Genomic DNA, 24,542 nt, shown 5'->3' with positions numbered 1-24,542 from the left:
AGGTGGCTACGATCCGCGACGTCTTCGTCGATGAGAGCGAGAACCTCTTGGATTCTCAGATGCCGGCCGCTCCTGTCGGATGGGCGGGCAGGCCGACGGTGATGTGCAGCGCCCATCAGCACGACGACCTGGAACTCAACCTGGTCGCCGAGGGCGGCACGATGCTCTACCTGTTCGGCGGGGTGCCCGTCGAGGTCGGGCCGGGCAGCGTCGCCGCGTTCTGGGCAGCAGTGCCGCACCAGCTCATCGCCAACTCCGCGACGCGCGCCCACTGGGTGCACCTGCCGTTCGAGAACTTCCTGTCCTGGGGCCTGCCCGACTCACTCGTCAGCCGCCTGATGTCCGGCATGCCGCTGATCGCCCCGCCCTCGGCGGCCATCGCCACCGATCCGGCGAACTTCGCCCAGTGGGCGGAAGACCTGGACAGCGATCAACCGGAACTGCACCGGATCGCCATGCTCGAGGTCGAGGCACGGGTCCGCCGGCTGGCGCTCGCCACCGTCGGGGAACCCGTGCGCCAGTACTCCGGCGATGACCCGGCCCTGCGCCAGGTCATCGCCATGGTCCGGCACATCGCCGAACACTTCCGCGAGCCGCTCACCGTCGCCGACGTCGCCGCCGCGGCCCGGCTCCACCCCAACTACGCGATGACCCAGTTCCGCCGGGTCGTGCACACCACCGTGCTCGACTACCTGACCCAGCGCCGGCTCGCCGAAGCCCGCCGGTTGCTCATCACCACCGACCTCCCGGTCGAGCGGGTCTCGGCGGAGTCCGGATTCGGCTCGGTCAGCCGCTTCTACACCGCCTTCAGCTCGGCGGGCGGCGTCCCACCGGCGACGTTCCGCCGCGATCACCGGCTCAGGCGGGTGTAGCGCGGCCGCTACCAGGTGACGGGCAGCGATACCAGCCGCCTGGAGCGAGCCGGGCCGCGACCACCGGCTCAGGCGGGTGTAGCGGCCGCTACCAAGTGACAGGCAAGGACACCAGCCCGCCCAGGAGCGAGCCCGGCTGAACCTCCAGCTCGGACGGCGCGACGGCCAGCCGCAGCCCGGGAATCCGGCGGAACAGCGTCGTCAGCGCGATCCGGAGTTCGGTGCGAGCCAGGCTGGCACCGATGCAGAAGTGGCCGCCGTGACCGAACCCCAGGTGGACGTTCGGACTGCGACCGGGGTTGAACTCGTTGGGATAGGTGAACACCTCAGGGTCCCGGTTGGCCGCGGCGACCGCGAGCAGCACGGCGTCGCCGCGTCTGATCGTGATCCCGTCGAGCTCGACGTCCTCGCGGGCGTAACGCAGCAGGTTGAGCTCGCCGACGGCGGTCATCCGCAGCACTTCCTCCACAGTGGACTGCGCGTGCCGCTCGGGGTCGGCGGCGAACCGGTCGCGGCGAGCCCAGTCGGTCAGCAGGAACACCGCGCCCATGTCGAGACGGGTGACCGTCGTCTCGTGCCCGGCGAACAGCACGGCGGCAGCCAGGCGGCCCATCTCGTACTCGTCGAACGTGGGGTCGGCGGCCTGCGCCCGCACCAGGTCGGTGATCACGTCCTGCCCGGGGTGGGCCCGCTTCACCTCGGCCAGCCGCAGCACGTACCTGATCAGCTCGGCCATGGCGGCCTTGGCCTCGGCACCGATGTCCATCCGTCCACACCGGACGGACAGGTCGTGGAAGTACTCCCGATCCGTGTAAGGCACGCCGAGCAGCTCGCAGATCACCAGCACCGGCAACGGGAACGACAGCATCGCGTGCAAGTCGACGGGCCGGCCGGAGTCGCGGTCGTGCAGGGCGATCATGTCGTCGACGCACTCGTCGACCAGCTCCTGGACGTGGCTGCCGAGCCTGCGCATGCGGGTAGCGGAGAACGCGGGCACCAGCAGCGACCGCATGCGGTTGTGGTCGATCTGCTCCTGCTCCTGGTCGCCGCCGCTCGGACCACTGGCGACACCGGCGTCGGAGACCCGGGACGCCTGCTCGGGGATCGGGTGTGAGCGCCCGAACCGGGGGTCGGCGAGGATTCGCCGGTTCTGCTCGAACCGGGTGATCAGCCACGCGGGGTCACCGGCCGGGGTGAGCACCTCGACGGGAGCGCCCTCACGGTGCAACACCCGGTACATCGGAGCGATGTCGATCGCGTTGAGCCGGGCGAACGGCAGCCGCATCCGGGAGTCGGCGGTACTCAAACAGGTCCTCCAAACACTTGCCCAAGTTCCTTTGCTAGCATCAAATTAGAACACGGTTTCATTTTCTGCAACACGAAGTTCCGCATCCAAACGAGACACCGAAGGCAGGCTGAGACAGTGGGAGGCATGGGTGAAACGTGGTTCTACCAGAACCGGGGATACCGGCGTGGACCTGCTGGATCAGGCCGAAGCGCGCGAGCGACCCTTGCGCGACGAACCGGAGCGCTGGACACGTCCTCGCAGCAGGATGTCGGCGACACCTTCGACCTGGGCGAGCGCGTCGGAGAAGGCGATGCGCCCGCCGGCCATGCGCTTGATCGCGTCCCACAGCACGCAGGTGAGCGCGAGCCGCACCTGGAAGACGTCGTCACGGGCAACTTCGACGAGCAGGTCGTCGAGCGCGGCGGTCAGCACGATCTCGCCCTGCTCCACGAACTCCCGCGCGTCCGGATCGGACGATGCCAGCATCTGCATCATGATCACGGCCATCCCAGGGGCGCGATCGAACGCCTGCAGCGCACGGCGCAGGAAGTCCTTCACCACCACGAGCGCGTCGGCCTCGCCGTTCTTCGACGCCAGGATCCGGCGCGTGACCGTGCCCTGCCACTCCAGCACAGCGACGGCCACGAGATGGTCCTTCGACCGGAAGTAGCGGTACACGGTGCCCAGCGCGACCCCGGACCTCTCGGTCACGTCACGCATCTGGACCGCGGACGAGCCGGATTCGGTGACGAGCTTGATCACGGTCTCGATGAGCCGGGCCCGGCGAGCGAGCTGACGGCTCGTCATCACCTCGACCGGCAACGGAACCGGTGAATCAGCTTTCACAACGATGAACCTACCGCACCCCAGCCGAAGGACTGTTCCCATGCAGCACAGGACACTTGGTCAGCAGGGCCTGACCGCGTCGGCGATCGGCTACGGCGCGATGGGCGTCTCCATGGCCTACGGCCCCAGCGACGAACAAGGTGGCATCAAGGCCATCCAGCGCGCCCACGATCTGGGCGTCACGTTCTTCGACACCGCCGAGTTCTACGGCTGGGGCGACAACGAGAAGATCGTCGGCCGTGCCGTCGCGGGCTTCCGCGACGAGGTCGTGATCGCGACGAAGTTCGGCTTCACCCGTCAGGGCGGCCTCGACAGCCGTCCCGAGCCACACAGCGCGGAAGCCGAGCCAACCGGCCCGGCTGAACAGAACCCGGAGAACCAAGGCCACAGATGAGTTCCTTCCACCCCGATCTCGCGATCGCACGCTTCATCCCCAAGATCTCCGTCGGCCCGCGGACGGCTCGCGTCATGCGCCGTCTGACGCCCCGCCCCACCGCCCCCGAGCCGGGCGTCACGGTTCGAGAGCTGTTCGTGCCCGGACCGCAAGGAGCGCCGCCGGTGTCGCTGCGCGTCTTCCAGCCAACCGGCTTAAGCACCAAAGCTCCCGCTCTGCTGTGGATCCACGGCGGCGGACTCCTCTTCGGGTCACCACAGCAGGACGACCGCCCCAACGCCGCCTTCGCCCGCGAGCTAGGCATCACCGTCGCGGCCGTGAGCTACCGACTCTCGGTCACAAGTCCCGCACCCGCCGCGGCCGAGGACGTCTACGCCGCGTTGCAAGGCCTCGTCGCGCACGCCGACGAACTCCAGATCGACCCTGACCGCATCGCGATCGGCGGCGCGAGCGCAGGCGGAGGGCTCGCCGCGGCACTGGCCCTGCTCGCCCACGACCGCGCCGAGATCCGTCCCGTGTTCCAGTTGCTGGTCTACCCGATGCTCGACGACCGCACCACGTTGCGCACGGACATCGACACCCGCGGCCATCGCATGTGGACCCCGAAGAGCAACCGCTTCGCCTGGTCGACCTACCTGGGTGACGCCGTCGCCGGCCCCGACGTCTCGCCGTACGCGGCGGCGGCCCGCCGCAAGGATCTCACCGGTCTCCCGCCTGCCTGGATCGGCGTCGGCGCCCTCGACCTGTTCCACGACGAGGACGTCGAGTACGCCCGTAGGCTGACCGAGAACAACGTCCCCTGCGAACTCGACGTCATCCCCGGCGCGTTCCACGGATTCGACGCTCTGTTCCCCAAAGCCGAGGTCACCCGGGAGTTCTGGCGACTGCAGGCACAGGCGCTGAGTCGCGCGCTGACCGCCAGATGACCGCCCCGTTGAACTGGACCGCCGCAACCCGGCTGAGCATCCGCGCACACGACGCGCATGCAGTCTTCAAGCGTCTCGTTCGGCCACGTCCGCGTCTCATCCCGTCTTGGCGAACTCCACGGTGAACTCGAAGGGCTGGAACAGCGGGAACGAGATGCCCTCGTCGATCGGAGGAGGGCTGCTACCGCTCTGGCCGCCCGAGGTGATCTCCCACTTGACGACCTCCCAGCCGGGGGCGGGGATCGGCTGGAGCGCGCTCAGCACGGTCCCCTGCGGGAACTCCTGCTCACCCGCCTTGACCGGCGGATAGCTCCGCAGCGTGCCGCCCTCGGGGTTCTCGATCGTCACGGTCAGCGGGACCGCCGCGTTCTCCTCGAAGGTGGCGACCAGCTCACGCTGGGCGTCCATCGTCACGGTGGTCATCGGCGAGTTTCCCGGCACGGGCTTGCCGTCCAGCGTCCACCCGGTGAACGTGTAGCCGGGCGCCGGGATCGCCCGCACGGCCACCCTGGCCTTCTCCGCGTACGGGCCGGGCACCCGCGGCTCCACGACGCCGCCCTCGACGGGACTGCTCTTGGCGACCAGCACGGTCGAGTTCGCGCTCTTCGACTCGCGGTACGCAGCTGCACCCGGTGCCGACGCCTTGATCACCGACGCGTTGTCGGCGGGCCGGGCGAAGATGTCCGCGTTCTCGGCGTCGGCGCTCTGTCCCACGCCGACCGGTTTGCCGTGCCATGTCTTGTCCGGCGTCGAGTAGAAGGGCACGGCGGGACACGGGCCACCGCAGATGCCCTGGTAGGACATCGTGGTCACCCAGTCCTTGTCCGGCGAGCCGTAGCCGTGGTTGTGGGCGGAGCCGGGGTACCTCGAGTTCGGCGACGTCGACCAGTCGTGGTCGCCGCCGAGGTTGTGGCCGAGTTCGTGGGCGAGGCCGTGCGGAGGCGTGGTCTTCACGTCCAGCACGGTGTGCGCCTGGTCCACGCTGTCCTCCCCCGCCGGCAGGCTCTTGGGCATGCTGCCGACGCCGTAGAAGTCGCCCTGGCCCGTCTTGCCGATGAACACGGTCACGAGGTCCGCGCCGTACTCGTCACGGAGTTCCGCCACGTTCTCGTCCGCGCTGATCACCGGAGCGGCCTCGCGCGGGGTGGTCTCGACTCCTTCGTAGCCGGTCAGCTCTTCCGTGCCCACCAGCCGGATCTGCGAGTTCGTGTCGCTGTTCGTCATCACCCGGTTGGTGACGTTCACCTGGTCGTCGATCATCTTCTTGATCGCGGCCGCGCCACCGGCCGCGGCTTTGGCCTTGGGCGTGTACAGAGCGAGCACGTCGATGATCTCGATGCCGGTGGCCGCCTGTGAGAATTTCGGCGCCGGCAGGCCGAGCAGCACTCCGGCGACTGCGAGTGCCGCCGCCATCATCGGCAGACCAGGCGATCTCGTGCTCATCACTCACCCCTCATGTCGGTTACCTCGTGTACACAGGCAGCCACCGAGCGTAGGAGGCGCCGAGAGTGTCGGCGTGATGGAAAGCGACAACCACACTTGTGGGTAACACCTGACCCTTAGGCCGTGGGGTCAACCCTCAGTCGTTGCTGCAGGTTCTGCCGCTCGTCCTCGGTCAGGAGATAGCCGGCGAGCAACGCGCGCAGGGCGTCGACGAGGTCGTCGGGGCTGGGAGGGGAATCCGGTGTCGCGAGATGCTGCAGCATGAAGCCTTGGAACAGGGCGACGAACGCGGAACTGGCCGCGGCGGCGTTGGGCAGCCCCACCGAGGTCAGCAACTTCTCGGCCAGCCCGCGGTTGATCTCCATCGCCTCGGCGACGGGGCCGCGCAGGGCCGGGTTGCGGCCGGCTTCCAGGTAGAGACTCACCTGGGCGAGCTCGACCTGCCGATCCACCGCGAGGTGGCCGACGGCATTCGTCAGGCCGTCCGCGTCGACGGCGGGGTCTATCAGCTCGAGGAAGTCGTTCACCGTTTGCCGCACACGGACGCGCAACGCCTCGGCGGCCAGGTCGTTGATCGAGGCGAAGAAATACCCGGCGGTTGACGACGGCAGGCCTGCACGCGCAGCGACCGCGCGATGAGTGACCGCGTGGAGTCCGCCTTCCGCGATGAGTTCGGCCGCTGCTTGCAGCAACGCGTCGCGCCGACGCTGGCTGCGCTCCTGCTTCGGCGTGCGGACGATGTTCATACTTCCAGGGTAACAAATCTGTACGGATGCACAGGTTTGTGTTTGAGTAGGCAGCATGGCCGCAGTCCCCACACTTCCGGTGGCGCTCGCCGTGCCGCGCGAGCAGAGGACGGCGTGCCCGGTACCGGCCCGACCGATCAGGAGCGTGGGCTGACCATGCCTGGCGACACGTCCTGGTTCGTGCGCGACCGGTTCGGCATGTTCCTCCACTGGGGGTTGTACGCCCTGCCGGCGCGGGGTGAGTGGGTGCGCACCACCGAAGGTCTGTCCGATGTGGACTATCAGCGGTACTTCGACCGGTTCGACCCCGATCTGTACGACCCGGCGCAATGGGCTGCCAACGCCCGCGCGGCAGGCGTCCGGTACGTGGTGATCACCGCCAAACACCACGACGGGTTCTGCCTGTGGGACTCCGCGCAGACGGACTTCAAGTCGACGAACACGCCGTGCCGCAAGGACCTGTTGCGATCGTTCGTCGACGCGTTCCGGGCCGAGGGGCTGCGGGTCGGCTTCTACTACTCGCTGCTCGACTGGCACCATCCGGACTTTCCGGTCGACGCCTATCATCCGCTGGGCGGCGGCGTGGCCAAACGCATGGTCGAGGGAATGGGCGAGGAGTTCTCGTTCGAGACTCTGGCCGCGTTGCCTGAGGACATCCGCAAACGCAACGAGGACCGCGACATCCGGGTCTACGCGGCCTACGTGCGCGCACAGGTCCGTGAACTGCTGACCGGCTACGGCCGGATCGACGTCATGTGGTTCGACTTCTCCTACCCCGGCGCGGGCGGCCTGCCCGGCAAGGGCAGGGACGACTGGGAAAGCGCACGGCTGCTGGAGCTCACCAGGGAACTGGCGCCGCACGCCATCGTCAACGACCGGCTGGACCTGCCCGCGGATCACGCCGACGTGCACACGCCGGAGCAGGTTGTGCCGAAGGAGTGGGTACGCGTCGACGGGGCCCCGGTCGTGTGGGAGGCCTGCCACACGTTCAGCGGTTCCTGGGGTTACCACCGCGATGAGGCCTCGTGGAAGAGTCCGCAGCAGCTGGTGCGGCTGCTGGTCGAGACCGTGGCGTGTGGCGGCAATCTGCTGATGAACGTGGGCCCGACCGGCCGGGGCACGTTCGACCGGCGGTCGCTCGACGCGCTGGCCTGCTACGGCGACTGGCTGCGTCTGCACGGCCGGGCCATCTACGACTGCACGGCGAGCGAGTTCACTCCTCCCGCGGACTGCAGGTACACCCAGCGCGGCGACCGGCTCTACCTGCACGTGTTCGCGTGGCCGTGCGGCGAGCTGCCACTCGGCGAGGCGGCGGGCCAGGTCGCCTATGCCCAGCTCCTGGACGACGCCAGCGAAATCCCGCTGGTCGACTCACGCCGCGCGCTCAAGCTACCCGTCCGGCGGCCCGACGTGCTGGTGCCCGTTGTCGAACTTTTCCTGCGCACTGACGCTCCGTGAGGAGTTCACCCCCATGCCCACACCAGAAGAGCGAGCAGCCGCCTTGGAATGGCTGTCCCGAAGCAATGAGGAACGTGATGACCTGCTCGCCATGCGGCGGCAGAGGCAGCTGACCGACGATCACGTCACGGATGCGGCTCGTCCCAAGAACCTGCCCGAATCCCGTGGGCAGATCATCGACGTGTCGAGCCAGTTGCCAGATACCAGCGCCTGAGCTGCTCGACGATGCGCGGCCGCACCGGAGTGCGTCACCACAGCCGCCGGTACTGCGCGGCCGAGCCCGCGGTCGCGCGGTCCTCGTAGGAGCCGGGTTCGCCGCGGTCGACGTGGAACGTGGTCAGGGTGCTCACCGGCGACACCGGGTCGCGGCGATCGGCGATCACGCGCAGGTGGGTGCTCCACCGGTCCGGGGTGACGTCGTAGAGGTCGTAGCCGTACCTGTTGCCCTCGAAGTACTTCAGGTGCGGGTTGGCGAGCCCCAGCACCGGGCCGAGCACGGCGTTGGCGGCAGGACCGTAGCCGGACGAGGCGATCGAGTGCGCGAGGAACTCGGTGCCGATCACCGGCGACGTGAGGTCGTCGAAGTCGGGCCTGATGTCCTGGACGAACGCGGAGTGCCAGTCACCGGTGATCACGACCAGGTCTTCGAGGCCGGCGGTGTGGACGTTCGTCAGCACTTCCTTTCGTTCGTCGGCGAACCCGTCCCACTGGTCGGGGTAGGGACGGTGGCCGCCGGGCACCCTCAGCTGGCCGAGCATGATCGAGTTGACCCAGCAGTGCCAGGAGTCGCGGGCCTGGCGGACGCCCTGCTCGAGCCACGACTTCTGCTCGGCGCCGAGAATCGTCGCGCCGGGCACGTTCGGCGCCGAGCGGTACTGGCGCAGGTCGAGGACGGTGAGCTCGAGCAGATCGCCCCAGTACCGCCGTCGGCTCACCTGCGGTGCGGTGGGATGGCCGTCGCGGATCGGCATGTGCTCGTACCAGGCCTGGTAGGCGCCGAGCCTGCGCTGCGGCGTGGCCTGGCCGTAGTCGCCGACCACCTCGTGGTTGTCCCACGTGACGAACCACGGGTGAGCGGCGTGCGCGTCCCGCAGCGAAGGGTCACCCTTGTAGAGCGCGTGCCTGCGGCGGTAGTCCGTGAGCGTGAACGCCTCGGGGCCCTCGTGATCGCGCAGCGGGTGGCCGCCCGCCTGGCCGAATTCGTAGACGTAGTCACCGAGGTGCACGACGAAGTCCAGGTCCTCGCGAGCGATCGCGTGGTGTGCCGCCCAGTAGCCGTCGATGAACGACTGGCAGTTCGCCGAAGCGAAGCGCACCCGTCCGACAGGGCCGACCGGCGCGGTCCGGGTGCGGCCGGTCCTGCTGTCGATGCCGAGCGCTCGGAAGCGGTAGTAGTAGCGGCGTCCCGGCTCCAGACCGCCGACCTCGACGTGCACGCTGTGACCCACGTCTGCCACCGCCGCGGTCCGTCCATTCGCGACGATCCGGGTCAGCTCTCGGTTCGCGGCCACCAGCCACTCCACCTCGACGGTGTCGGGAAGGGGCTGGGTGTCGGCCAGTGGCTGGGGCGCGAGCCTGGTCCACAGCACGACGCTGTCCGGCAGCGGATCCCCGGACGCCACACCCAGGGTGAACGGGGCCGAGTCCCATCGCGCCCCGAGGTCCGCCGCCGCCTCCTGCGCCTGGGCGACGCTGAGCCTGTCGCTCAGCGGCCACGCCACCCCCAGCGCTCCCGCGGCGGCCGCGGCGCGCAACAGATCCCGGCGGTTGAGGTTCATGCCGCAACTCCAGGAACGAAGATCATCTCGTCGCCGCGATCAGGTCGCGGTACCAGTGGTAGGACGCCTTCGGTATCCGTTCGCGGGTGGCCCTGTCGACGTGCACCAGCCCGAAACGCTTGCTGTAGCCGAAAGTCCACTCGAAGTTGTCCAGCAGGGACCACACGTAGTAGCCGCGGACGTCGGAACCCTCGGCGATGGCGACGCGCACCGCGCGAAGGTGTCTGTCCATGTAGGACACGCGGTCGTGGTCCTCGACGCGCCCGTCCGGAGCGGGAACGTCCGGGCAGGCCGTGCCGTTCTCGGTGATGATGATCGGTGGCAGCGCGGACCGGTACCGCGTCCGCAGGTATCCCAGCAGCTCGGCCAGACCGGCGGGTTCGATCGCGATGCCCAGTTCGTTGCGCCGCACACCTTCCGGCGGATCCACGAGCCGGAACGGGAGCGGGTCGCCCGGCAGCGCGGCGGTCACGTACTGCGGACCGTAGTAGTTCACGCCGAGGAAGTCGTGCCCTTCGGTCAGCAGCGCGAGATCGCCGTCGCGCACCGCGTTGCCGACCGGCATGTGCTCGAGCACGGCCGATGGGTATCCGCCGAGGAAGGCGGGATCGCAGAACAGGTGCACCTGCAGCGCGGTGAGCAGTTCGGCGGCGTCGGAGTCCGCGGGCGCCGGCGACACCGGCCTGCCGAACGACAGGTTGTGCGCGATGCCGGTGATCGCGTCGCCGCGCAGGTGGGGCCGCATCGCCCGCACCGCGAGGCCGTGGCTGAGCAACAGGTGGTGCACCACGGGAAACACGTCCAGCATCCGCATCTCGCCTGGCGCGTACCTGCCGAGCCCGTAGCCGTAGAAGGCGCTGACCGACGGTTCGTTGTGGGTGATCCACGTCGATGCCCGGTCCCCGAGCCGTTGCGCCACAACGGCGGCGTACTCGGCGAACCGGTGGGCGGTGTCGCGGACCAGCCAGCCGCCCGCGTCGGACAGCGGTTGCGGCAGGTCCCAGTGGTAGAGCGTCGGACACGGATCGATCCCGTGCTCCAGCAACGTGTCGACCAGCCGCGAGTAGAAGTCGAGCCCCTTCGGATTCGGTCCGCCGCGTCCGTCCGGTTGCACGCGCGGCCAGGCCACCGAGAACCGGTAGGACGTGACGCCGAGGTCGGCCATGAGCGCGACGTCCTCGCGGTAGCGGTGGTAGTGCTCGCACGCCACCTCGCCCGTCTCGCCTCGTTCGACCCGCCCTGGAATGCGGCTGAACGTGTCCCACATGGACACTCCGCGGCCGTCCTCCTCGGTGGCGCCCTCGATCTGGTAGGCCGACGTCGCGACGCCCCAGACGAAACCCGGCGGGAACTTCACGATGCCTCGATCCTGAAGACGAACGCGTGCTCCGACCTGGTGGCGGCGTGCTGGTCACCGCCCGCGGGCGTGGTGACGACCAACCGCCCGCCCTCGTGCCGGAACGGCAACGGCCTGCCGTCGGAACCGAGCAACGTGATCCGGCGGGCGTCGACCGGGGCGGTGATCACGAGTTCCCTGCCCGGCCAGACCAGACTCGTCGCGTAGAGATCACCGTTGGCACCCTTGGTGTACCTCAGATCTCCCTCGGACCGGGTGGTCCACGTGCCGCTGCCGTAGATCGCCTCGCCGTTGATCCGCAGCCAGGCGCCGATGCCGCGCAACCGTTCCGCCATCGCGTCCGGGATGGTGCCGTCGGGCTTCGGCCCGATGTTGAGGAGCAGATTCCCGTTGTCCGCCACGGTGTTCACCAGCATGTCGACGAGCGAGCCGGTGCCGGCGAGCTCGTCGCCGGGGTCATAGCCCCACGAGTGCCCCATGGTCGAGGCGACCTCGGTGTACGCGGCGTCGGGACGAGGTGGCCCGGTACCGTCCGAAGTCCGCTCGATCACCTCGTAGTCGCGATGCGTGTCCTTGTCGCCGCAGCGGCTGTCGACCACGACGCCGTCCGGATTGTGGTCCGGCGCCTGGTTGTAGTAGTCCGCGATGACCTCGTTGGACTTGAAGTACGCCTCCGGACCACCGATGTCGCACCACAGGGTGTTCGGGTGGTACCGGTTGATCAGTTCACGCAGCTGCGGCCGGACCTGGCCTGCCGCGTAGTCGTTCAGCGGCCGGTATCCGGTGTAGGGCACGGGCAGCTGGGTGTAGGCGTTGCGGCGCTGGAGCGCGCCCGCCCACGGCAGCTCACCCGCGAGGTAGCGCACCGGATCCTTGAGGAGCTCGGCCGGGTCGAGCGGCCGCTGGGGTTGTGGCGCGGGGCTGAACCACTCGGGGATCGAGTAGTACAGGCCGGGCTTGACTCGGTCACCCCTGCGGTGCGCGGCGTCGAACAGCTCCCCCACCAGGTCCCGGCGCGGGCCGAGCTCTCCCGCGTCGCGGCCGGTCGTGTCCGACGGCCACAGCGCGAACCCGTCGTGATGCTTCGCGGTGAGGTTGAAGTAGCGCGCGCCGGCGTCCTCGAACAACCTCACCCACGCGTCCGGGTCGAAGTTGGCGGCGGTGAACTCGGGGATGAAGTCGTCATAGGTCTTGAACGGGCCGTGCTTGAGCAGGTGGTGCTTCCACGCGTTCGTGCCGGGGATCTGCTGCACCAGCCAGTACCACTCCGCGACGCCGTAGCCGAGCCCGTCCGCCGGCGCGGGCAGCAGCGGGGCGCCGTACGCGGGCACTGAATACGGTCCCCAGTGGACGAAGATCCCGAACTTCGCGTCGCGATACCAGTCCGGCAGCGGATGCCTCGCCAGGGACTCCCTGGTCGGGTCGTACCGGATCGGGTCTGCCGCTGCCGCAGGGGTGAGCGTGGCCGCGAGCACCAGCAGCACAGCCGCGAGATGACGCCGCCTCATCGGCGCACCTCATCGAGGACGCGGAGAGCCTGGTGGTCGGCACCGAGCTGGTTGGGGTGAAATGGTGCCGCGAGTCCCACCGGCGTCAGCGACAGCGGCAGCAACCCCTCGACCCACGTGGTGCCGGGCAGCTGACAGAAATCGTGTCCCGCGCTCGTGGTGTAGGTGTCGACGAACCGCACCGACTTCGCCACGGCGACCCGCGCGAGCATGGCGTTGAACTCCTCCAGCTTCGCGCGCAGCCAGCGCACGTCGCCGTCGAGCATCGGTACCAACGGCCAGCAGCCATGACGCGGAACGCCCTGGAGGTAGTCGACGAGCAGGACCGTCGCGTGCGGAGACCGGAGGCGGATGCCGTCGATCGCGGCGGCGATCTTCGGCTCCGCCGCGGCGATGCGCACCGACATCTCGTCGACCCCGCCCGCCGTCCACCTGGCCGCGCAGGGATTGCCGAGCAGTGGCGGCAACGGCAGCGGGAGTGGCGGCAGGAGGTTGAGGCAGTCGGATACCGCGCCGGCGAGGCCGACGTCGTTGCCCCCGATGCCCAGCGTGACCAGGTCCGTGGTCGCGGTCAGGCGGTCGAACTGGGGCTGGTTCATCCCGTGCGGCACGCTCTGCGGTCCGGCCAGGGCATCCGTGGTCGCCGAACCGCACGTGGCGTCACGGAACTTCCGAGCCCCCAGCGCCGCGGCGACCTGCTTCGGATAGTTGCCCGCACTCTGCAGACAGCCCCACGGCACGTCCCGAGTGGAGATCATCGTGGGCATGGGCGTCGAGTCCGCCGACCACGAGTCGCCGAGCGCGACGTACTCGGCGACGGCAGAAGCGGGCGTCGCGGCAGCAACTCCGGTGCCTGCGAGGAATCCGGTCACGGCCAGCAGCCCGGGGATCACCCGGCGGCGGCGACGAACACAGGGGTTTCGCACGGCGCGACCAAACCACAAAACCTGTGCATCTGTCCAGGTTTGTGTCGCGTTCGGGTGATGACCGGTCGGTCGTCGCGGCAGCAGGCGGGTCAGCGGAAGGCGGCCCGGACGTCGTGGGCGAACTCCTGGAACGTGTGGGGTTCGCGGCCCAGCAGCACGCGCGCCACATCGCTCGTTTTCGCCGCGACGCCGCGCTTGATCTGCCGGTGCACCTCGACGACCCCGTGCGCGAGCCAGTCCGGCAGGCCTGCCCGCAGGGTCGCGTCGAGGGCCGCCTCGTCGGGCACGTCGACGTACTCCACCGGTTTGCCGAGCACCTCCGACAGCTGCGCTGCCACGTGGTGGTAGGTGATCGCCTCGGGGCCGGTGAGCTGGTAGGTGCGGCCGTCGTGCTCGTCCTCGGTGAGCGTGAGGGCGGCGACCGCGGCCAGGTCCCGCCGGTCGATCATGGCGATCTCCGCGTCACCGGCCGGGGCGAAGATCTTTCCGATCGTCCTGATCGACTCGGCGGAGGCCAGCACGTTGGTCATGTGATAGCCGGACCGCAGGATCACCGCCGGGATCCCGCAGGCCCGGAGCAGCTCCTCACACCGGCCCTGCCATGCCGCGAAACGCGCGTCGGAGCGCGGATCGGCAGCGGTCGTCGACATCTTCACGATGCGCCGGACCTTTGCGGCTGCCGCCGCCTCCAGGAAGGCGCTCTCCCACTGCACCATGTCCGGGTGGGAAGGGGTGAGCAGGAAGGCCCGGTCCACGCCGGCCAGTGCGGCCGCGACCGATGCCGGGTCGCCGTGGTCGCCACGGCACAACTCGACGGCGGAGCCGAACAGCTCGCGTGCCTTGCCGGGATCGCGAACGAAGGCGCGGACGGCCGCACCTCGGCTCACCAGATCTTGGACCAGGTGCCGGCCGACGTTGCCCGTCGCTCCGGTGACCAGGATGGTGCTCATGTCGTGTGCCCTTCGCTGGGTGGGATGTTGGCGTTGAGGTGGAAGACGTTGGCCGGGTCCCACCGGTCCTTGAGCGCGGTCAGCCGTTCGAGCCGTGCCTCGCCGTAGGCGGCCTGGATCCCCGCGAGGCCTTCGTCGGAGATGAAGTTGGCGTAGACGCCGTCGCTGTACGGCGCGAGCGCCTGCCAGCCCTCCCTGGCCCACTCGCGGTGCCGATCGGGCTCGATGTCGGCGGCCGGCCAGCCCACGGTCAGGCTCATCTCGAACCCCCGCGCGCGGTCACCGACCGCGGTGGCGGCGTCGTCGACCCTGCTGACCGCACCGCCGACGGCCCACCCGTTGATCTGGGCGAACGGACTGGTCCGGCCCTCGATGGCGGTGGCGAAGACGTCGATGACCTCGGTGGTGAGGCTGGGCAGCCGGCGCGCCTTCCAGTAGTAGTGGCGGCCGGGCGGGGCGCCGCCGTCGAGCATCGTCTGCAGCGCCAGGTACGGCATGGGCCGGAACCCGTCCCCGAGTGGCGTGCCCAGTGCGCGCAGCGGAGCGACGACCTGGCCGGCCATCGCCGGATCGCCCGTCCAGGCCAGGATGAGCCCGACGACCGGTTTGCCGAATTCCGCCGGCGACGTGAACGGGGTCGGCGGCGCGGGCATCACCGCGACGCTGATGCCCAGTTCGTCCGGTGCCCCGGCGGCGAAGTCGTTCACGAACCCCAGGACCTGCTGTGCGTGGTCCACCGGCCAGAAGATCGGCCCGCCGACGATGAGCGGTCCCACCGGATGCAGCTGGAACCGGAACGCCGTGACGATGCCGAAGTTGCCGCCACCGCCCCGCAGTCCCCAGAACAGTTCCGGTTCGGTGTGCGCGTCGACGCGGATCTTCTCCCCGTCGGCGGTCACCAGGTCCACGGCCAGCAGGTTGTCGACGGTCAGGCCGCACCGGCGCATGAGGTGGCCGAGTCCGCCCCCGAGGGTCAGCCCGCCGACTCCGGTGTGGCTGATGACTCCGCCGGTGGTGGCCAGCCCGAACGCCTGGGTCGCGCGGTCCAGTTCGGACCACAGCAACCCGCCCGCGGCCCAGACCGTCCGGGTGGCCGGGTCCACCCGCACCGCCTTCATCAGGGACAGGTCGAGCATCAGCGCGTCGTCGCAGACCCCGTACCCGGCAAGGGAATGGCCGCCACCGCGGACCGAGATCGCCAGGTCGTGCTCACGGGCGAACCGGACCGCGGTCACCACGTCGTCACTGCCGGCGCAGCGGGCGATGAGGGCGGGCTTGCGGTCGATCACGCCGTTCCACACCCGCCGCGCCTCGTCGTAACCCTCCTCGGGCGGGCGCAGCAGCGCGCCCCGGAACTCGGCGCGAAGACGGGCGAAGGTGCCGTTGTCGAGCATGGTGTCCTCGTTTCAACCGGACACGGACGCGGGGCCGGTCATGAGGCGGGCGATGTTGGCGGGGGCGAAGAACTCCTCGGGCGAGAGCGTGCCCGCGGTGATGCTGACGAAGTCGTCCATCGCGTCCTGGTCGCCCTCGATCGCGGCGAACAGGTGCCGCATCTCCGGCGGAGGTGGCTCCATGGCCGCCAGCTGGGTGGCGAACTCGTAGATCGGCAACCCGCGTTCGTCGCGAACTCGCTGATAGTCCGCCATCGCCGCGTCGTACGCGCGGCGACCGCGGAAGAAGTCGTCCAGCGCGGCAGCGCAGAGTTCGGCGCTCGCGAACGCGTCGCTGATTCCCTTGGGCACGACCGGGTCCTTGTTGTAGCCGGCGTCGCCGACCAGAGCCCAGCCTGGGCCGTACGGGGTGCGGAAGTAGTTCCACACGCCGCCACCGACGAACGGCTCGACCCGCGTCGCGGCGCGCACCCGTTCGGCGAAGGCAGGCGCCAACCGGACGGTCTGCTGGAATGCGGCTTCGGGATCGGCCTTGAGTGCCCGCATTTCCGCGATGGGCCAGCCGAAGACGACGAGCGTCAGGTCGTCGTTCGTGGCGATCGCGCCCAACGCGCGGCCCGGCCGGATGATGAACTCCACGCCGTCCACCGGCAGGTCGCGGAACAGGGTGTAGTAGCCGTACTGCAACCGGGGCTTCTCGTGGTACTGCCGCGCGCCGACCCACTTGGCGACGTGCGAGGTGCGCCCGTCGGCCCCGATCACGACGCGGGCCCGCTCGGTCACCTGGCGGCCGTCCTCGCCGTGGCCGCGGATCCCGGCCACGCGGCCGTCCGACACGAGCAGGTCGTCCACGTTGAAGTGCTCGCGCACCTCGGCGCCGGCCTGTGCTGCCGCGTCGATGAGGATCTTGTCCAGGAAGTGGCGGCGCGGCGCATAGGCGGTGTTGATCCCGTCCACCGCGCGCGGTGTTCCGCTCAGGGTCACCTCCCCGAAGTCGAGCGTCCACGACCGCAGCGGCGGGCATCCGGTCGCGGTCACCGCACCGAGCAGCCCCCAGCGGCGCAGTGCGGCCACGCCAGGCGGCTGGATGATCAACGTCGACAGCGTGTCGCTGGGGAACGTGGCCCGGTCGACCAGCAGCACGCGGTAGCCGCGACGGGCCAGCAGCATGGCGGTCGGCGACCCGGCGCACCGGGCTCCTACGACGATCACGTCGTACTCGGCGGTCATGGCGTCCTCCCTGGTGGCAACGACGATCGACCACCAGCGTCGCTGCCGGGGCGTTCCGCGAGCGTTCCGTCAGGCGTTCGCCGGCTGCTGCGTGGCGAGGAACTTCGCGCGGAGACGTTCCGCCTCCGGGCGCCACACCACCGAGTTGGTGAGCGCGATGAGTTCGTCCGCCACGCGAAGCCCGGTGTCCGCGTCGCCGGCCGCGTCGCAGGCGGCCAGGAGGATGCGCAGCAGGGACGACCGCAGCCCTGGCGCGGCCTGATCCTGTTTCGGTGTGGCCGCGACGATCCGCTCGATCTCCGCGATGCGCTCGGGTGAACCGGCGTCGAGCACCCTCAGGTAGGCGTCCAGGGCCGCGACGGCTGCCTCCACCTGCACCCCGGTTCCGGGCCGCGCAGCCGCCTTCCCCCGTTCCACGAACCCGCGCAGCGCCGGCACATCCTCCATGTCCAACGCCAGCAGCGAGGCGAAGACCAGTGCCGTGGCCGTGCTGTACGGGTGCGCGATCTCCACGGCGCGAGCCAGCCCACGGTCCCTGGCGAGGATCGCCGCCTCGTCGTCGCCCAGGAACCGGTGCGTCAGCGCCAGCCGGGTCAGGCAGACCACCGCGGGATCCTGCGCGTACCGGAGCAGGTGCTCGCGGCGGTTCTCGTCGCGATAGGAGTCCACTGCCCGTTCCAGGTGCTCACGAGCCGCGGTCAGTTCACCCGCCCAGAACGCGGTGACACCGAGCAGGTACTCCCCCTCGACACGCAGCATGTCGTCGTCGTCTCGCTGCCCGCGCTCGCGCAGGGCGGCGCCGTACTCCCGCGCGGCCGCGAAGTCGCCGAGCGCCAGGCTGCCCAGTCCCAGCGAGCGCAGCAGGGGCGGTGCGGGCACGGCGCCCAGGGACCGGCAGAGCTCCAGCGCGCGCCCGTGGGCCTCGTGGATCTGCGCCGAGGCGTAGCCGTCGCTCGCGACCAACGGAGCCAGCAACGCGGTCGACAGGTCGAGCTCCCGGTTCCACCGCTGCGCCGACTCGGGCTGGGTGCGCACGAGCGTCAGTGCGCGGGTGAGGAGCCGGGCGGACTCGGCGTGCGCGTACAGCCGCTGGGCCACGTCCGCGGCGCGGGCGTACGCGTCGGCCGCCTGCTCGAGCTGCCCGGCCTCCTCGAGGTGCCGCGCCAGTTGCCCGCTCACGCTGTCCAGGTCCTGAGCGAAGGCCGTCTCCAGCGCCCGCGCGACCTGCCCGTGCAGGTAGCGGCGTCGCATCGGGCTCAACTCCGCGTACACCGCTTCGCGGATCTTGTCGTGGCTGAAGTCGTAGGCCGTCGTGCCGTGTTCGCGGATGGTCCGACGACGCCACAGCTCATCCAGTCCGCTCACCACCACGTCGTCGGTGAGTCCTCCGGCCAGTGCGAGCACCTCGGCGGTGAACTCCCGGCCGACGGTCGCCGCGATCTCCGCCAGCTCCCGGGCCGCGCCGGACACTTGCGCCATCCGGGCCCGGATCACCGCCTGCACCTTCGGTGTGAGCACGTCGCCGGCGCGCACCGCCTCGACGACGAACAGCGGATTTCCCTCGGTCTGCTCGTAGAGCGCGGCGACCTCGGCCTCGGCGAGCCGGTTGCCCTTCATCTGCTCGGCCAGCACCGCCGTCTCGGCCAGGGTGAGCCGGTCCAGGTCGATCTCGCTCATGGTCTCGGCCACGCGCAGGGCGTTGAGCACGTCCCGCAGCGGCGCCGTGGTGTCGATGTCCTCGCGGCGGGCCGTGGCGACGACCAGCAGCGGCACCGGCTGTGGTGTCCGCACCACGTAGTGCAGCAACTGCAGTGCTTCCCGGTCCCACCACTGCACGTCGTCGGCCACCAGCACCACCGGGGCGCCGGGCGCGACCAGAGCGCTGACCACGGCGTCGTAGACGCGCTGCCGCTGCTCGCTCTCCGGCAACCGCTGCGGACGCGGCACCGTGGCGATCAGCTCCGGCAGCAGGCGGGCGAGTTCGGTGAGGTACGGCGCGGGCAAGGTGCGCAGCGACCGGCCGAGTCGCTCCGAGCGGAGCCACGCCGTGACCGGCCCGTAAGCCAGCATGCCCTCACCGGGATAGGCGCGGGCGACCGCGGTGACGGCGCCGCGGTGCGCACACCACGCCCGGAATTCCTCCGCAAGGCGGGTCTTGCCGATTCCGGGCTCCCCCGCGAGCAGCACCACCTGGGCCCTGGTGCGCGCCTGGCGCCAGGCGGCGGTCAGCGCCACGCGCTCGGCGGACCGGCCGACGAACGGCGTCCCGCTCACACGAGCGACCTGCGCGACCTCGTCCCGCGCGAGGAGCGCGTCGTACGCCGCCCGCGTCGCGGCCGCCGGCTCCACGCCGAGCTCGCGTTCCAGCGTCGCCGCGCAGTCGTGGTACACCCTGACCGCGCTCGTCCGGTCGCCGCGAGCGTCGTACAGGCGCATCAGCACCCGATAGGTCTCTTCGCGCGTCGGCTGCTCTCGCACCAGCCGCTCGGCGTGCCGCGCCGCGTCGGCGAGGTCGCCACGCTCCTGGGCCGACGCGATGAGCCGTTCCAGGGCGTCGAGGTAGTGGCGACGCAGCCGATCCCGTTCCTGGTCGACCCAGTCGTCCGACCGGCCGGCCAGCAAATCGCCGGTGTAGGCCTCGACGGCTTCGGACCACGACTCCCGGTCCAGCGCCGCCTCGAACTCGGCCACGTCGAGCCGGTACGGCGGATCCCGCGTCCAGGACAGGGTCCGCGGCGTCACCTCGAGATGGCGGTCGATCCCCGGCAGCGAGTGGCGCAGGGTGTGCAGCACGTGCCGCAAGTTGGTCATGGCCTGCGCCTCGGTGGAGTCGGGCCATTGCGCGAACGCCACCCGCTGCCGCGGCTGCGGCTCGTGCCGGTGCAGCAGCAGGAAGGCCAGCACCGACTCGGCGCGGGCGGAGTCCAGCGGCGCCGGAGCGTCACCCCGGAGCACCAGGAACTGCCCGAGCAGCCGGATCGACAACGGCTCCTCTGTCACGATTCCGGACGGTAGGTTCCGCGCTCGTGCGTGTCTACTTGAAGACGGAATCCGTTTCAACGCCGTAAGAGGTGTCGGCCGCCGCGGCGTCCCCGTGGGGGTTTCGGTTTCGATCTCCGCTTTCAGTTCCGGCGCGACGGGGTTGTACCTGGCGTTGTGCTGACCCGGCTCGGTGTCGAAGGCGAGCGTGCCGTCGGCGAAGGTGCGGGTGACCCTGGGCCGCCTCTTCGCCTTGACCGGGCTACTGGTCTGATCGCTGCCAGTGGCGGAGCGAGAGTGCCTCGACGCGGGCGAGGACGGTGGCGGTCAGGTAGCCGAAGACGCCGACGAGGAGGAGCAGGCCCCAGGCGGCGGGCGCGTCGAGGTTCTGCTGGCGTTCGACGAGCAGGCGGCCTATGCCGTGGCCGGTGCCGAAGATGTCGACCAGCAGCGCGACGATCATCGCGGTGGACGAGGCCACGCGGGTGCCGAGCACGATCGCCGGCACGAGTGAGGGCAGGACCAGCTTCCACCAGCGCGCAGGCGGCGAGAGGCCGAGAGTGCGTGCGGTGTCCAGGCGCACGGCCGGGATGGCTCGGGTGGCGGTGACGGTGTTGAGCAGGATGGGCCAGACCACGGCGAACGCCACGTTGAGGACGCTGGTGGATCGGCCCGTGCCGAGCAGCAGAACCGCTACCGGCACGAATGCGGCACCGGGCACGGTGGCGATGAAGTCCAGGGACGGCGTGAGCGCGCGGTCGATGCGGCGAGAGGAGCCGATGGCCGCGCCGGTGAGCGCACCGGCGATGACGGCGACGGTGAGGCCCAGCAGATAGACCGACAGGGTTTCGGCGAGTGCCGGCAGCAGTGCGCCGTCGGCGTGCAACGACGCCAGGGCTTTGAACCATTCGGTCGGCGGCGGAAGCGCGATCGATGCCGCGTCGCCCATCAGCTGCCACCCGGCGAGCAGTGTGAGGAGCGGGAGGAGCCCGCGTTTGGAGCTCATGCCGCGCCTGCCTGGTCGAGGTTCGCCGCGCTGCCGGGCAGGGCGATCCGGACCGCCCGGCGCAGCGTCGCGTTGAGCAAGGCGCCAACGATTCCGCAGGCGAGGGCGTAGGCCCACATGCGCGCGGGATCAAGTGCCTGCATCGACTCGATCAGGCCGCCGCCGAGACCTTCCGGCGTCATGATCATCTCGGCGACGACGGTGACCAGCAGTGCGGTCATCGCGGTGACCCTGGCCCCTGCCAGCCACGCGGGGAGCGCCGCCGGGAACACGATCGTGCGAGCGGTCCTGGCTCGGCTGAGTCGCAACGTTCGCGCTACGTCGTGCAGGCGCGCGGGAACGGTGGCGACGGCGCCCGCGGTGTTGACCAGCACGGGCCACTGGGCTGCCCAGGTCGCGAGGATCAGCTCGGTGCCGGGACCAGGGCCGAACGACAGCAGCGCGACCGGCAGGAGTGCGACCGCGGGGATCGTGCGGAGGAAGTCGACCGAGGCCATGAGGTAGGTCCGCACGATGGGGATCGAGCCGATCGCGAAGCCCAGGACGCCACCCAGCACGAGGGCGAGTGCGGCCGAGATGACGACGATCGCGAGGGTGTGGGCGAGGTCGGCGGCGAGCTCCCCCGACGAGGCGAGGGCGATCAGGGATTCGCCGATCCCGCTCGGGGCGGGCAGGTAGTCGTAGTTCAGCACGCCGGTCGACACCAGCAGCTGCCACGCGCCGACTCCGGCGAGCGGGACGACCAGCCCGATGCGATCACCCATGGTCGGCGCGCAGGGCTTCCCCTAGTTGGTGGCGGACTCGCAGGTAGCCGGGCAGCTCCCTGGTGGCGAGCTGGTCACGCGGCCGGGGCAGTCCGGTCGGCAGGGCCTCGGTGATGGTGCCCGGTGCGCCGGCGAGAACGAGCACGCGGTCGCTGAGGTAGATCGCCTCGTCCAGATCGTGGGTGATGAACACGATCGTCGTGCGGGTCTCCCCGTGGATGTTCAGCAGCACGTCCTGCAGAGCCGACTTGGTGAGCGCGTCGAGTGCGCCGAACGGCTCGTCCATCAGGAGCACGGTCGGTCGCACCGCCAGCGCCCTGGCGATCTGGACGCGCTGCGCCATGCCTCCCGAGAGCCGCCGCGGATACTCTCCGCCGCGTCCTTCCAGCCCCACCAGGCGAAGCGCCCACTCCACCCGTGCACGCCGTTCCCGCCGGGGCAAGGTGCTCTCCAGACCGAGGGCGACGTTGCGCTCGACGGTGCGCCACGGCAGCAGTGCGTTGTCGTAGTCCTGGAACACGACGACAACGTCGGCAGGTGGTCCGTGCACCGCTTGGTCGCCCAGGATCACGGTGCCAGAGCTTGGGGCGAGCAGGCCGCCGAGCACCCGCAGCAGAGTCGTCTTGCCGACTCCGGAACGGCCGACGATCCCGACGATCTCGCCGGCGGCGACGTCGAAGGAGATCTCCCGCAGGACTTGCCGGGGGCCGTCGGTGGAGTTCAGCCGAACCCCGAGGCGGCCGACCTCGTACGCGACCTCGGTTCGCTCGACGGTGCTCACGGATGGTCCTGCCACACCAGCTTGCCCACGTCGGGTTCGGTGTCGATGGTGCCAACGCGCCGGGCGATGGTGACGTACGGGCGCAGGTCCTCCGGCGTGATGTCGATCGTCCAGTCGGGCAACGGCGACCCCTGGGCGACCGCGGGTGGCATCGCCAGCCACGTTTCCAGGTACTTGCGCGCCTCGGCGTCGTGGCCGTTCAGGTAGTCGACGGCCTCCTGCAGCGATCTGCGCCAGGCCCTGACCACGTCAGGGTGATCGCGGGTGTACGCCGCAGTGGCCGCGAACAGCGCTGTCATGCCGCTGGTGACCTTGCCGTCGCTCGCTTTCCGCACCGCCGTTGCGACCAGCTCGGACTGTGCGTGGAACCCGCGGTCGAGCAGTGCGCTGCTGTACGGGATTCCCGCCACGACGGCGTCGACCCGCCCGGCGGCCAGCTGGTCGCCCATCGCGGGGAAGGGGGTCTGCACCAACTCGACCTCGTGGAGGCCGACCCCTTCGTCCAGCAGCAGATACTTCAGGCAGTCCGGGACTGTGCCGGTCAACGCCGGGACGGCGATCTTCTTGCCCCGCAGCGCCGCGAACGAGTCGAGGGATCGGTCCTTGGTGAACAGGGCACCGTTCGGGCTACCGGGCGTCGAGCGCTGCATCCGGTTGACCACCTGGACGTCCAGGCCCTTGTCGGCAGCCACCAGCACGATCGTCGGGAGGCTGAAGACGATGTCGTACCGGCCCGCCGTCAACGCGGGCGCGAACGTCGTGGGCTCCTGGGCCTCGGTCCGTTCGATGCGCAGCCCGTGGCGCGCGAAGATCCCCTGCTTGTCCGCGACGTGCACGGGCAGCGTGCTGCCCAGCGGGATCATCGCCACCCGCACCACGGTGACACCGTCCGGCGAGGACGGGGCGTCGGCTCCGCAGGCGGCGACCGCGCCGGTCAGCAGCAGGGTCGCAGCGGCGCGAATCCAGGTCCTGTTCATGGCGGGCCACCTCGTTGACGTTCGCATGCGTTATCGATCGATCACAGTCGGATGTAACAGCAGCCGGCTCACCGGGGCCGCCTTCCCCACACCGAGACCATGCACAGCGAAGCGGGGAACAACTGATCCGGCTCGGCGAGCAAGGCGCGGTACCGATCGATCTCTGCGGCGGTCATCAGGCCGGCGCCGACGATCTGGTCCCGGACGAGGTCGACCGTCGCAAGGGTGAACCGCGCGACCGGCGGGGTGCGGAGCGGCACCGAGAAGCTCTCACCTCCGAGGTCGCTCAGCCCCGCATCGCGGAACAACCGCGGCACGCGGAGGCCGAGGCCGGGGTCGCCGCCGCGTTGCAGGATCAAGGCGTTGATCGCGCGCCGCACCTCCCGCGCGAGGGCGGCGGCCGCGTCGTCCGCGGGCTCGAAGCACTCGGTCGGCGCCGAGCTCATCTGCTCCAGCATCAGCCATCCGCCGGGCTTGAGTGCGGCGATCATCGACTGCAGCGCCGTCTCCCGCGCGAAACCCAGCACGGCGCGTGCGTGCACCAGGTCGAACGCCGACTCGGGCAGCGCGTCGGCGCCGATGTCGTGTGTGCGCAGCTCCAGGTTCGAGGCCTGCGGTGCCACGAACGCACTGGTGTCGATGTCGGTGGCGAGCACGTACCCGGCCGGGCCGGCACGGTCGCTCAGGTAGCCGGCGATCGAGCCGTGGCCCGCGCCGACCTCGAGACACCGCCAGCCAGGACCGACGCCCAAGGCGTCCAGGTGCCGGCGTGTCGCCGGGTCGTACAGGTCCTCCAGCAGGGCGAGCCGGGCACCCGCGTCCGGTGTGGAGTTGCCGAACGGGTAACAGGGCGGTGCCGCACAGCGACTTTCTGGGCACATAGGCCGATGATCGAGGCGGCGTACCGATGCACCAACGG

Annotated in this window: 22 protein-coding genes; 5 read left to right on the top strand and 17 right to left on the bottom strand. The window is 70.1% G+C overall.

Annotated features, from left to right (window positions below; translation table 11 throughout):
- Positions 1–59: 59 nt before the first annotated feature.
- Entirely contained in the window at positions 60–872 is an 813-nt protein-coding gene (locus tag ACIA8G_RS05505) for a helix-turn-helix domain-containing protein (protein ID WP_396417039.1), read from the top strand.
- Positions 873–960: 88 nt separating this feature from the next.
- Here ACIA8G_RS05505 and ACIA8G_RS05500 read toward each other — a convergent pair whose 3' ends face one another.
- Both ACIA8G_RS05500 and ACIA8G_RS05495 read right to left on the bottom strand, forming a co-directional pair.
- Positions 961–2,178, bottom strand: a complete 1,218-nt coding sequence (locus ACIA8G_RS05500; RefSeq protein WP_396417038.1) for a cytochrome P450 — start codon at positions 2,176–2,178, stop codon at positions 961–963.
- 180 nt (positions 2,179–2,358) lie between these two features.
- On the bottom strand, positions 2,359–3,006 hold the full coding sequence (locus ACIA8G_RS05495; RefSeq protein ID WP_396417037.1) for a TetR/AcrR family transcriptional regulator: 648 nt from the start codon (positions 3,004–3,006) through the stop codon (positions 2,359–2,361).
- A 40-nt stretch (positions 3,007–3,046) separates the two neighbouring features.
- On the opposite strand from ACIA8G_RS05495, the gene ACIA8G_RS05490 reads away from it, so the two are divergent.
- Together ACIA8G_RS05490 and ACIA8G_RS05485 are read left to right on the top strand one after the other, a co-directional pair.
- Complete coding sequence (locus ACIA8G_RS05490) at positions 3,047–3,400, top strand: aldo/keto reductase (RefSeq protein ID WP_396417036.1); 354 nt, start codon at positions 3,047–3,049, stop codon at positions 3,398–3,400.
- Positions 3,397–4,326 (top strand): alpha/beta hydrolase fold domain-containing protein, encoded by a 930-nt coding sequence (locus ACIA8G_RS05485; protein WP_396417035.1) that lies wholly within the window; start codon positions 3,397–3,399, stop codon positions 4,324–4,326. Before ACIA8G_RS05490 ends, ACIA8G_RS05485 begins: the two co-directional genes overlap by 4 nt.
- A 96-nt stretch (positions 4,327–4,422) precedes the next feature.
- Here the strand turns inward: ACIA8G_RS05485 and ACIA8G_RS05480 are convergent, their stop codons facing one another.
- Positions 4,423–5,769 carry a reprolysin-like metallopeptidase gene (locus ACIA8G_RS05480; RefSeq protein WP_396417034.1) on the bottom strand — a complete coding sequence of 449 codons (1,347 nt, stop codon included), beginning with the start codon at positions 5,767–5,769 and terminating at the stop codon, positions 4,423–4,425.
- Between the two features lie 116 nt (positions 5,770–5,885).
- Positions 5,886–6,515, bottom strand: coding sequence for a TetR/AcrR family transcriptional regulator (locus ACIA8G_RS05475; protein WP_396417033.1), 630 nt, complete (start codon positions 6,513–6,515; stop codon positions 5,886–5,888).
- 156 nt (positions 6,516–6,671) lie between these two features.
- Here ACIA8G_RS05475 and ACIA8G_RS05470 point away from each other — a divergent pair, with 156 nt between their 5' ends.
- Together ACIA8G_RS05470 and ACIA8G_RS05465 are read left to right on the top strand one after the other, a co-directional pair.
- Positions 6,672–7,973 (top strand): alpha-L-fucosidase, encoded by a 1,302-nt coding sequence (locus ACIA8G_RS05470; protein WP_396417032.1) that lies wholly within the window; start codon positions 6,672–6,674, stop codon positions 7,971–7,973.
- A gap of 13 nt (positions 7,974–7,986) precedes the next feature.
- Positions 7,987–8,187, top strand: a complete 201-nt coding sequence (locus tag ACIA8G_RS05465) for a hypothetical protein (RefSeq protein ID WP_396417031.1) — start codon at positions 7,987–7,989, stop codon at positions 8,185–8,187.
- Positions 8,188–8,221: 34 nt separating this feature from the next.
- On the opposite strand, the gene ACIA8G_RS05460 is transcribed toward ACIA8G_RS05465, so the two are convergent.
- From ACIA8G_RS05460 to ACIA8G_RS05400, 13 genes are all read right to left on the bottom strand, one after another.
- Positions 8,222–9,751 (bottom strand): alkaline phosphatase D family protein, encoded by a 1,530-nt coding sequence (locus ACIA8G_RS05460; RefSeq protein ID WP_396417030.1) that lies wholly within the window; start codon positions 9,749–9,751, stop codon positions 8,222–8,224.
- A gap of 22 nt (positions 9,752–9,773) precedes the next feature.
- Complete coding sequence (locus ACIA8G_RS05455) at positions 9,774–11,108, bottom strand: GH1 family beta-glucosidase (protein ID WP_396417029.1); 1,335 nt, start codon at positions 11,106–11,108, stop codon at positions 9,774–9,776.
- The gene (locus ACIA8G_RS05450; RefSeq protein ID WP_396417028.1) at positions 11,105–12,616 is read right to left on the bottom strand and encodes an alpha-L-fucosidase; all 1,512 of its coding nucleotides are present in this window, start codon (positions 12,614–12,616) and stop codon (positions 11,105–11,107) included. The genes ACIA8G_RS05455 and ACIA8G_RS05450 overlap by 4 nt, the downstream gene beginning before the upstream one ends.
- Positions 12,613–13,488, bottom strand: coding sequence for an SGNH/GDSL hydrolase family protein (locus ACIA8G_RS05445; RefSeq protein ID WP_396417027.1), 876 nt, complete (start codon positions 13,486–13,488; stop codon positions 12,613–12,615). The genes ACIA8G_RS05450 and ACIA8G_RS05445 overlap by 4 nt, the downstream gene beginning before the upstream one ends.
- 143 nt (positions 13,489–13,631) lie before the next feature.
- Positions 13,632–14,492 carry an SDR family oxidoreductase gene (locus tag ACIA8G_RS05440; protein ID WP_396417026.1) on the bottom strand — a complete coding sequence of 287 codons (861 nt, stop codon included), beginning with the start codon at positions 14,490–14,492 and terminating at the stop codon, positions 13,632–13,634.
- Complete coding sequence (locus tag ACIA8G_RS05435; protein WP_396417025.1) at positions 14,489–15,886, bottom strand: FAD-binding oxidoreductase; 1,398 nt, start codon at positions 15,884–15,886, stop codon at positions 14,489–14,491. The genes ACIA8G_RS05440 and ACIA8G_RS05435 overlap by 4 nt, the downstream gene beginning before the upstream one ends.
- Positions 15,887–15,898: 12 nt before the next feature.
- Positions 15,899–17,116, bottom strand: a complete 1,218-nt coding sequence (locus ACIA8G_RS05430; protein WP_396417024.1) for an NAD(P)/FAD-dependent oxidoreductase — start codon at positions 17,114–17,116, stop codon at positions 15,899–15,901.
- Positions 17,117–17,185: 69 nt separating this feature from the next.
- A complete protein-coding gene (locus tag ACIA8G_RS05425) occupies positions 17,186–20,116 on the bottom strand; it encodes an ATP-binding protein (RefSeq protein WP_396417023.1) in 2,931 nt (976 codons plus the stop codon).
- A 241-nt stretch (positions 20,117–20,357) separates the two neighbouring features.
- Positions 20,358–21,101 carry an ABC transporter permease gene (locus ACIA8G_RS05420; RefSeq protein ID WP_396417022.1) on the bottom strand — a complete coding sequence of 248 codons (744 nt, stop codon included), beginning with the start codon at positions 21,099–21,101 and terminating at the stop codon, positions 20,358–20,360.
- Positions 21,098–21,865 carry an ABC transporter permease gene (locus ACIA8G_RS05415; RefSeq protein ID WP_396417021.1) on the bottom strand — a complete coding sequence of 256 codons (768 nt, stop codon included), beginning with the start codon at positions 21,863–21,865 and terminating at the stop codon, positions 21,098–21,100. The genes ACIA8G_RS05420 and ACIA8G_RS05415 overlap by 4 nt, the downstream gene beginning before the upstream one ends.
- Positions 21,858–22,646, bottom strand: a complete 789-nt coding sequence (locus ACIA8G_RS05410) for an ABC transporter ATP-binding protein (protein ID WP_396417020.1) — start codon at positions 22,644–22,646, stop codon at positions 21,858–21,860. The genes ACIA8G_RS05415 and ACIA8G_RS05410 overlap by 8 nt, the downstream gene beginning before the upstream one ends.
- Positions 22,643–23,623 (bottom strand): ABC transporter substrate-binding protein, encoded by a 981-nt coding sequence (locus tag ACIA8G_RS05405; RefSeq protein ID WP_396417019.1) that lies wholly within the window; start codon positions 23,621–23,623, stop codon positions 22,643–22,645. Before ACIA8G_RS05405 ends, ACIA8G_RS05410 begins: the two co-directional genes overlap by 4 nt.
- A gap of 68 nt (positions 23,624–23,691) precedes the next feature.
- Positions 23,692–24,504 (bottom strand): class I SAM-dependent methyltransferase, encoded by an 813-nt coding sequence (locus tag ACIA8G_RS05400; RefSeq protein ID WP_396417018.1) that lies wholly within the window; start codon positions 24,502–24,504, stop codon positions 23,692–23,694.
- Positions 24,505–24,542 lie beyond the last annotated feature (38 nt).

It is taken from the genome of Lentzea sp. NPDC051213, from assembly GCF_044455585.1.
In the GTDB taxonomy this organism is placed as follows: Bacteria; Actinomycetota; Actinomycetes; order Mycobacteriales; family Pseudonocardiaceae; genus Lentzea.
This window is presented reverse-complemented; position numbering and strand designations above follow the sequence as displayed.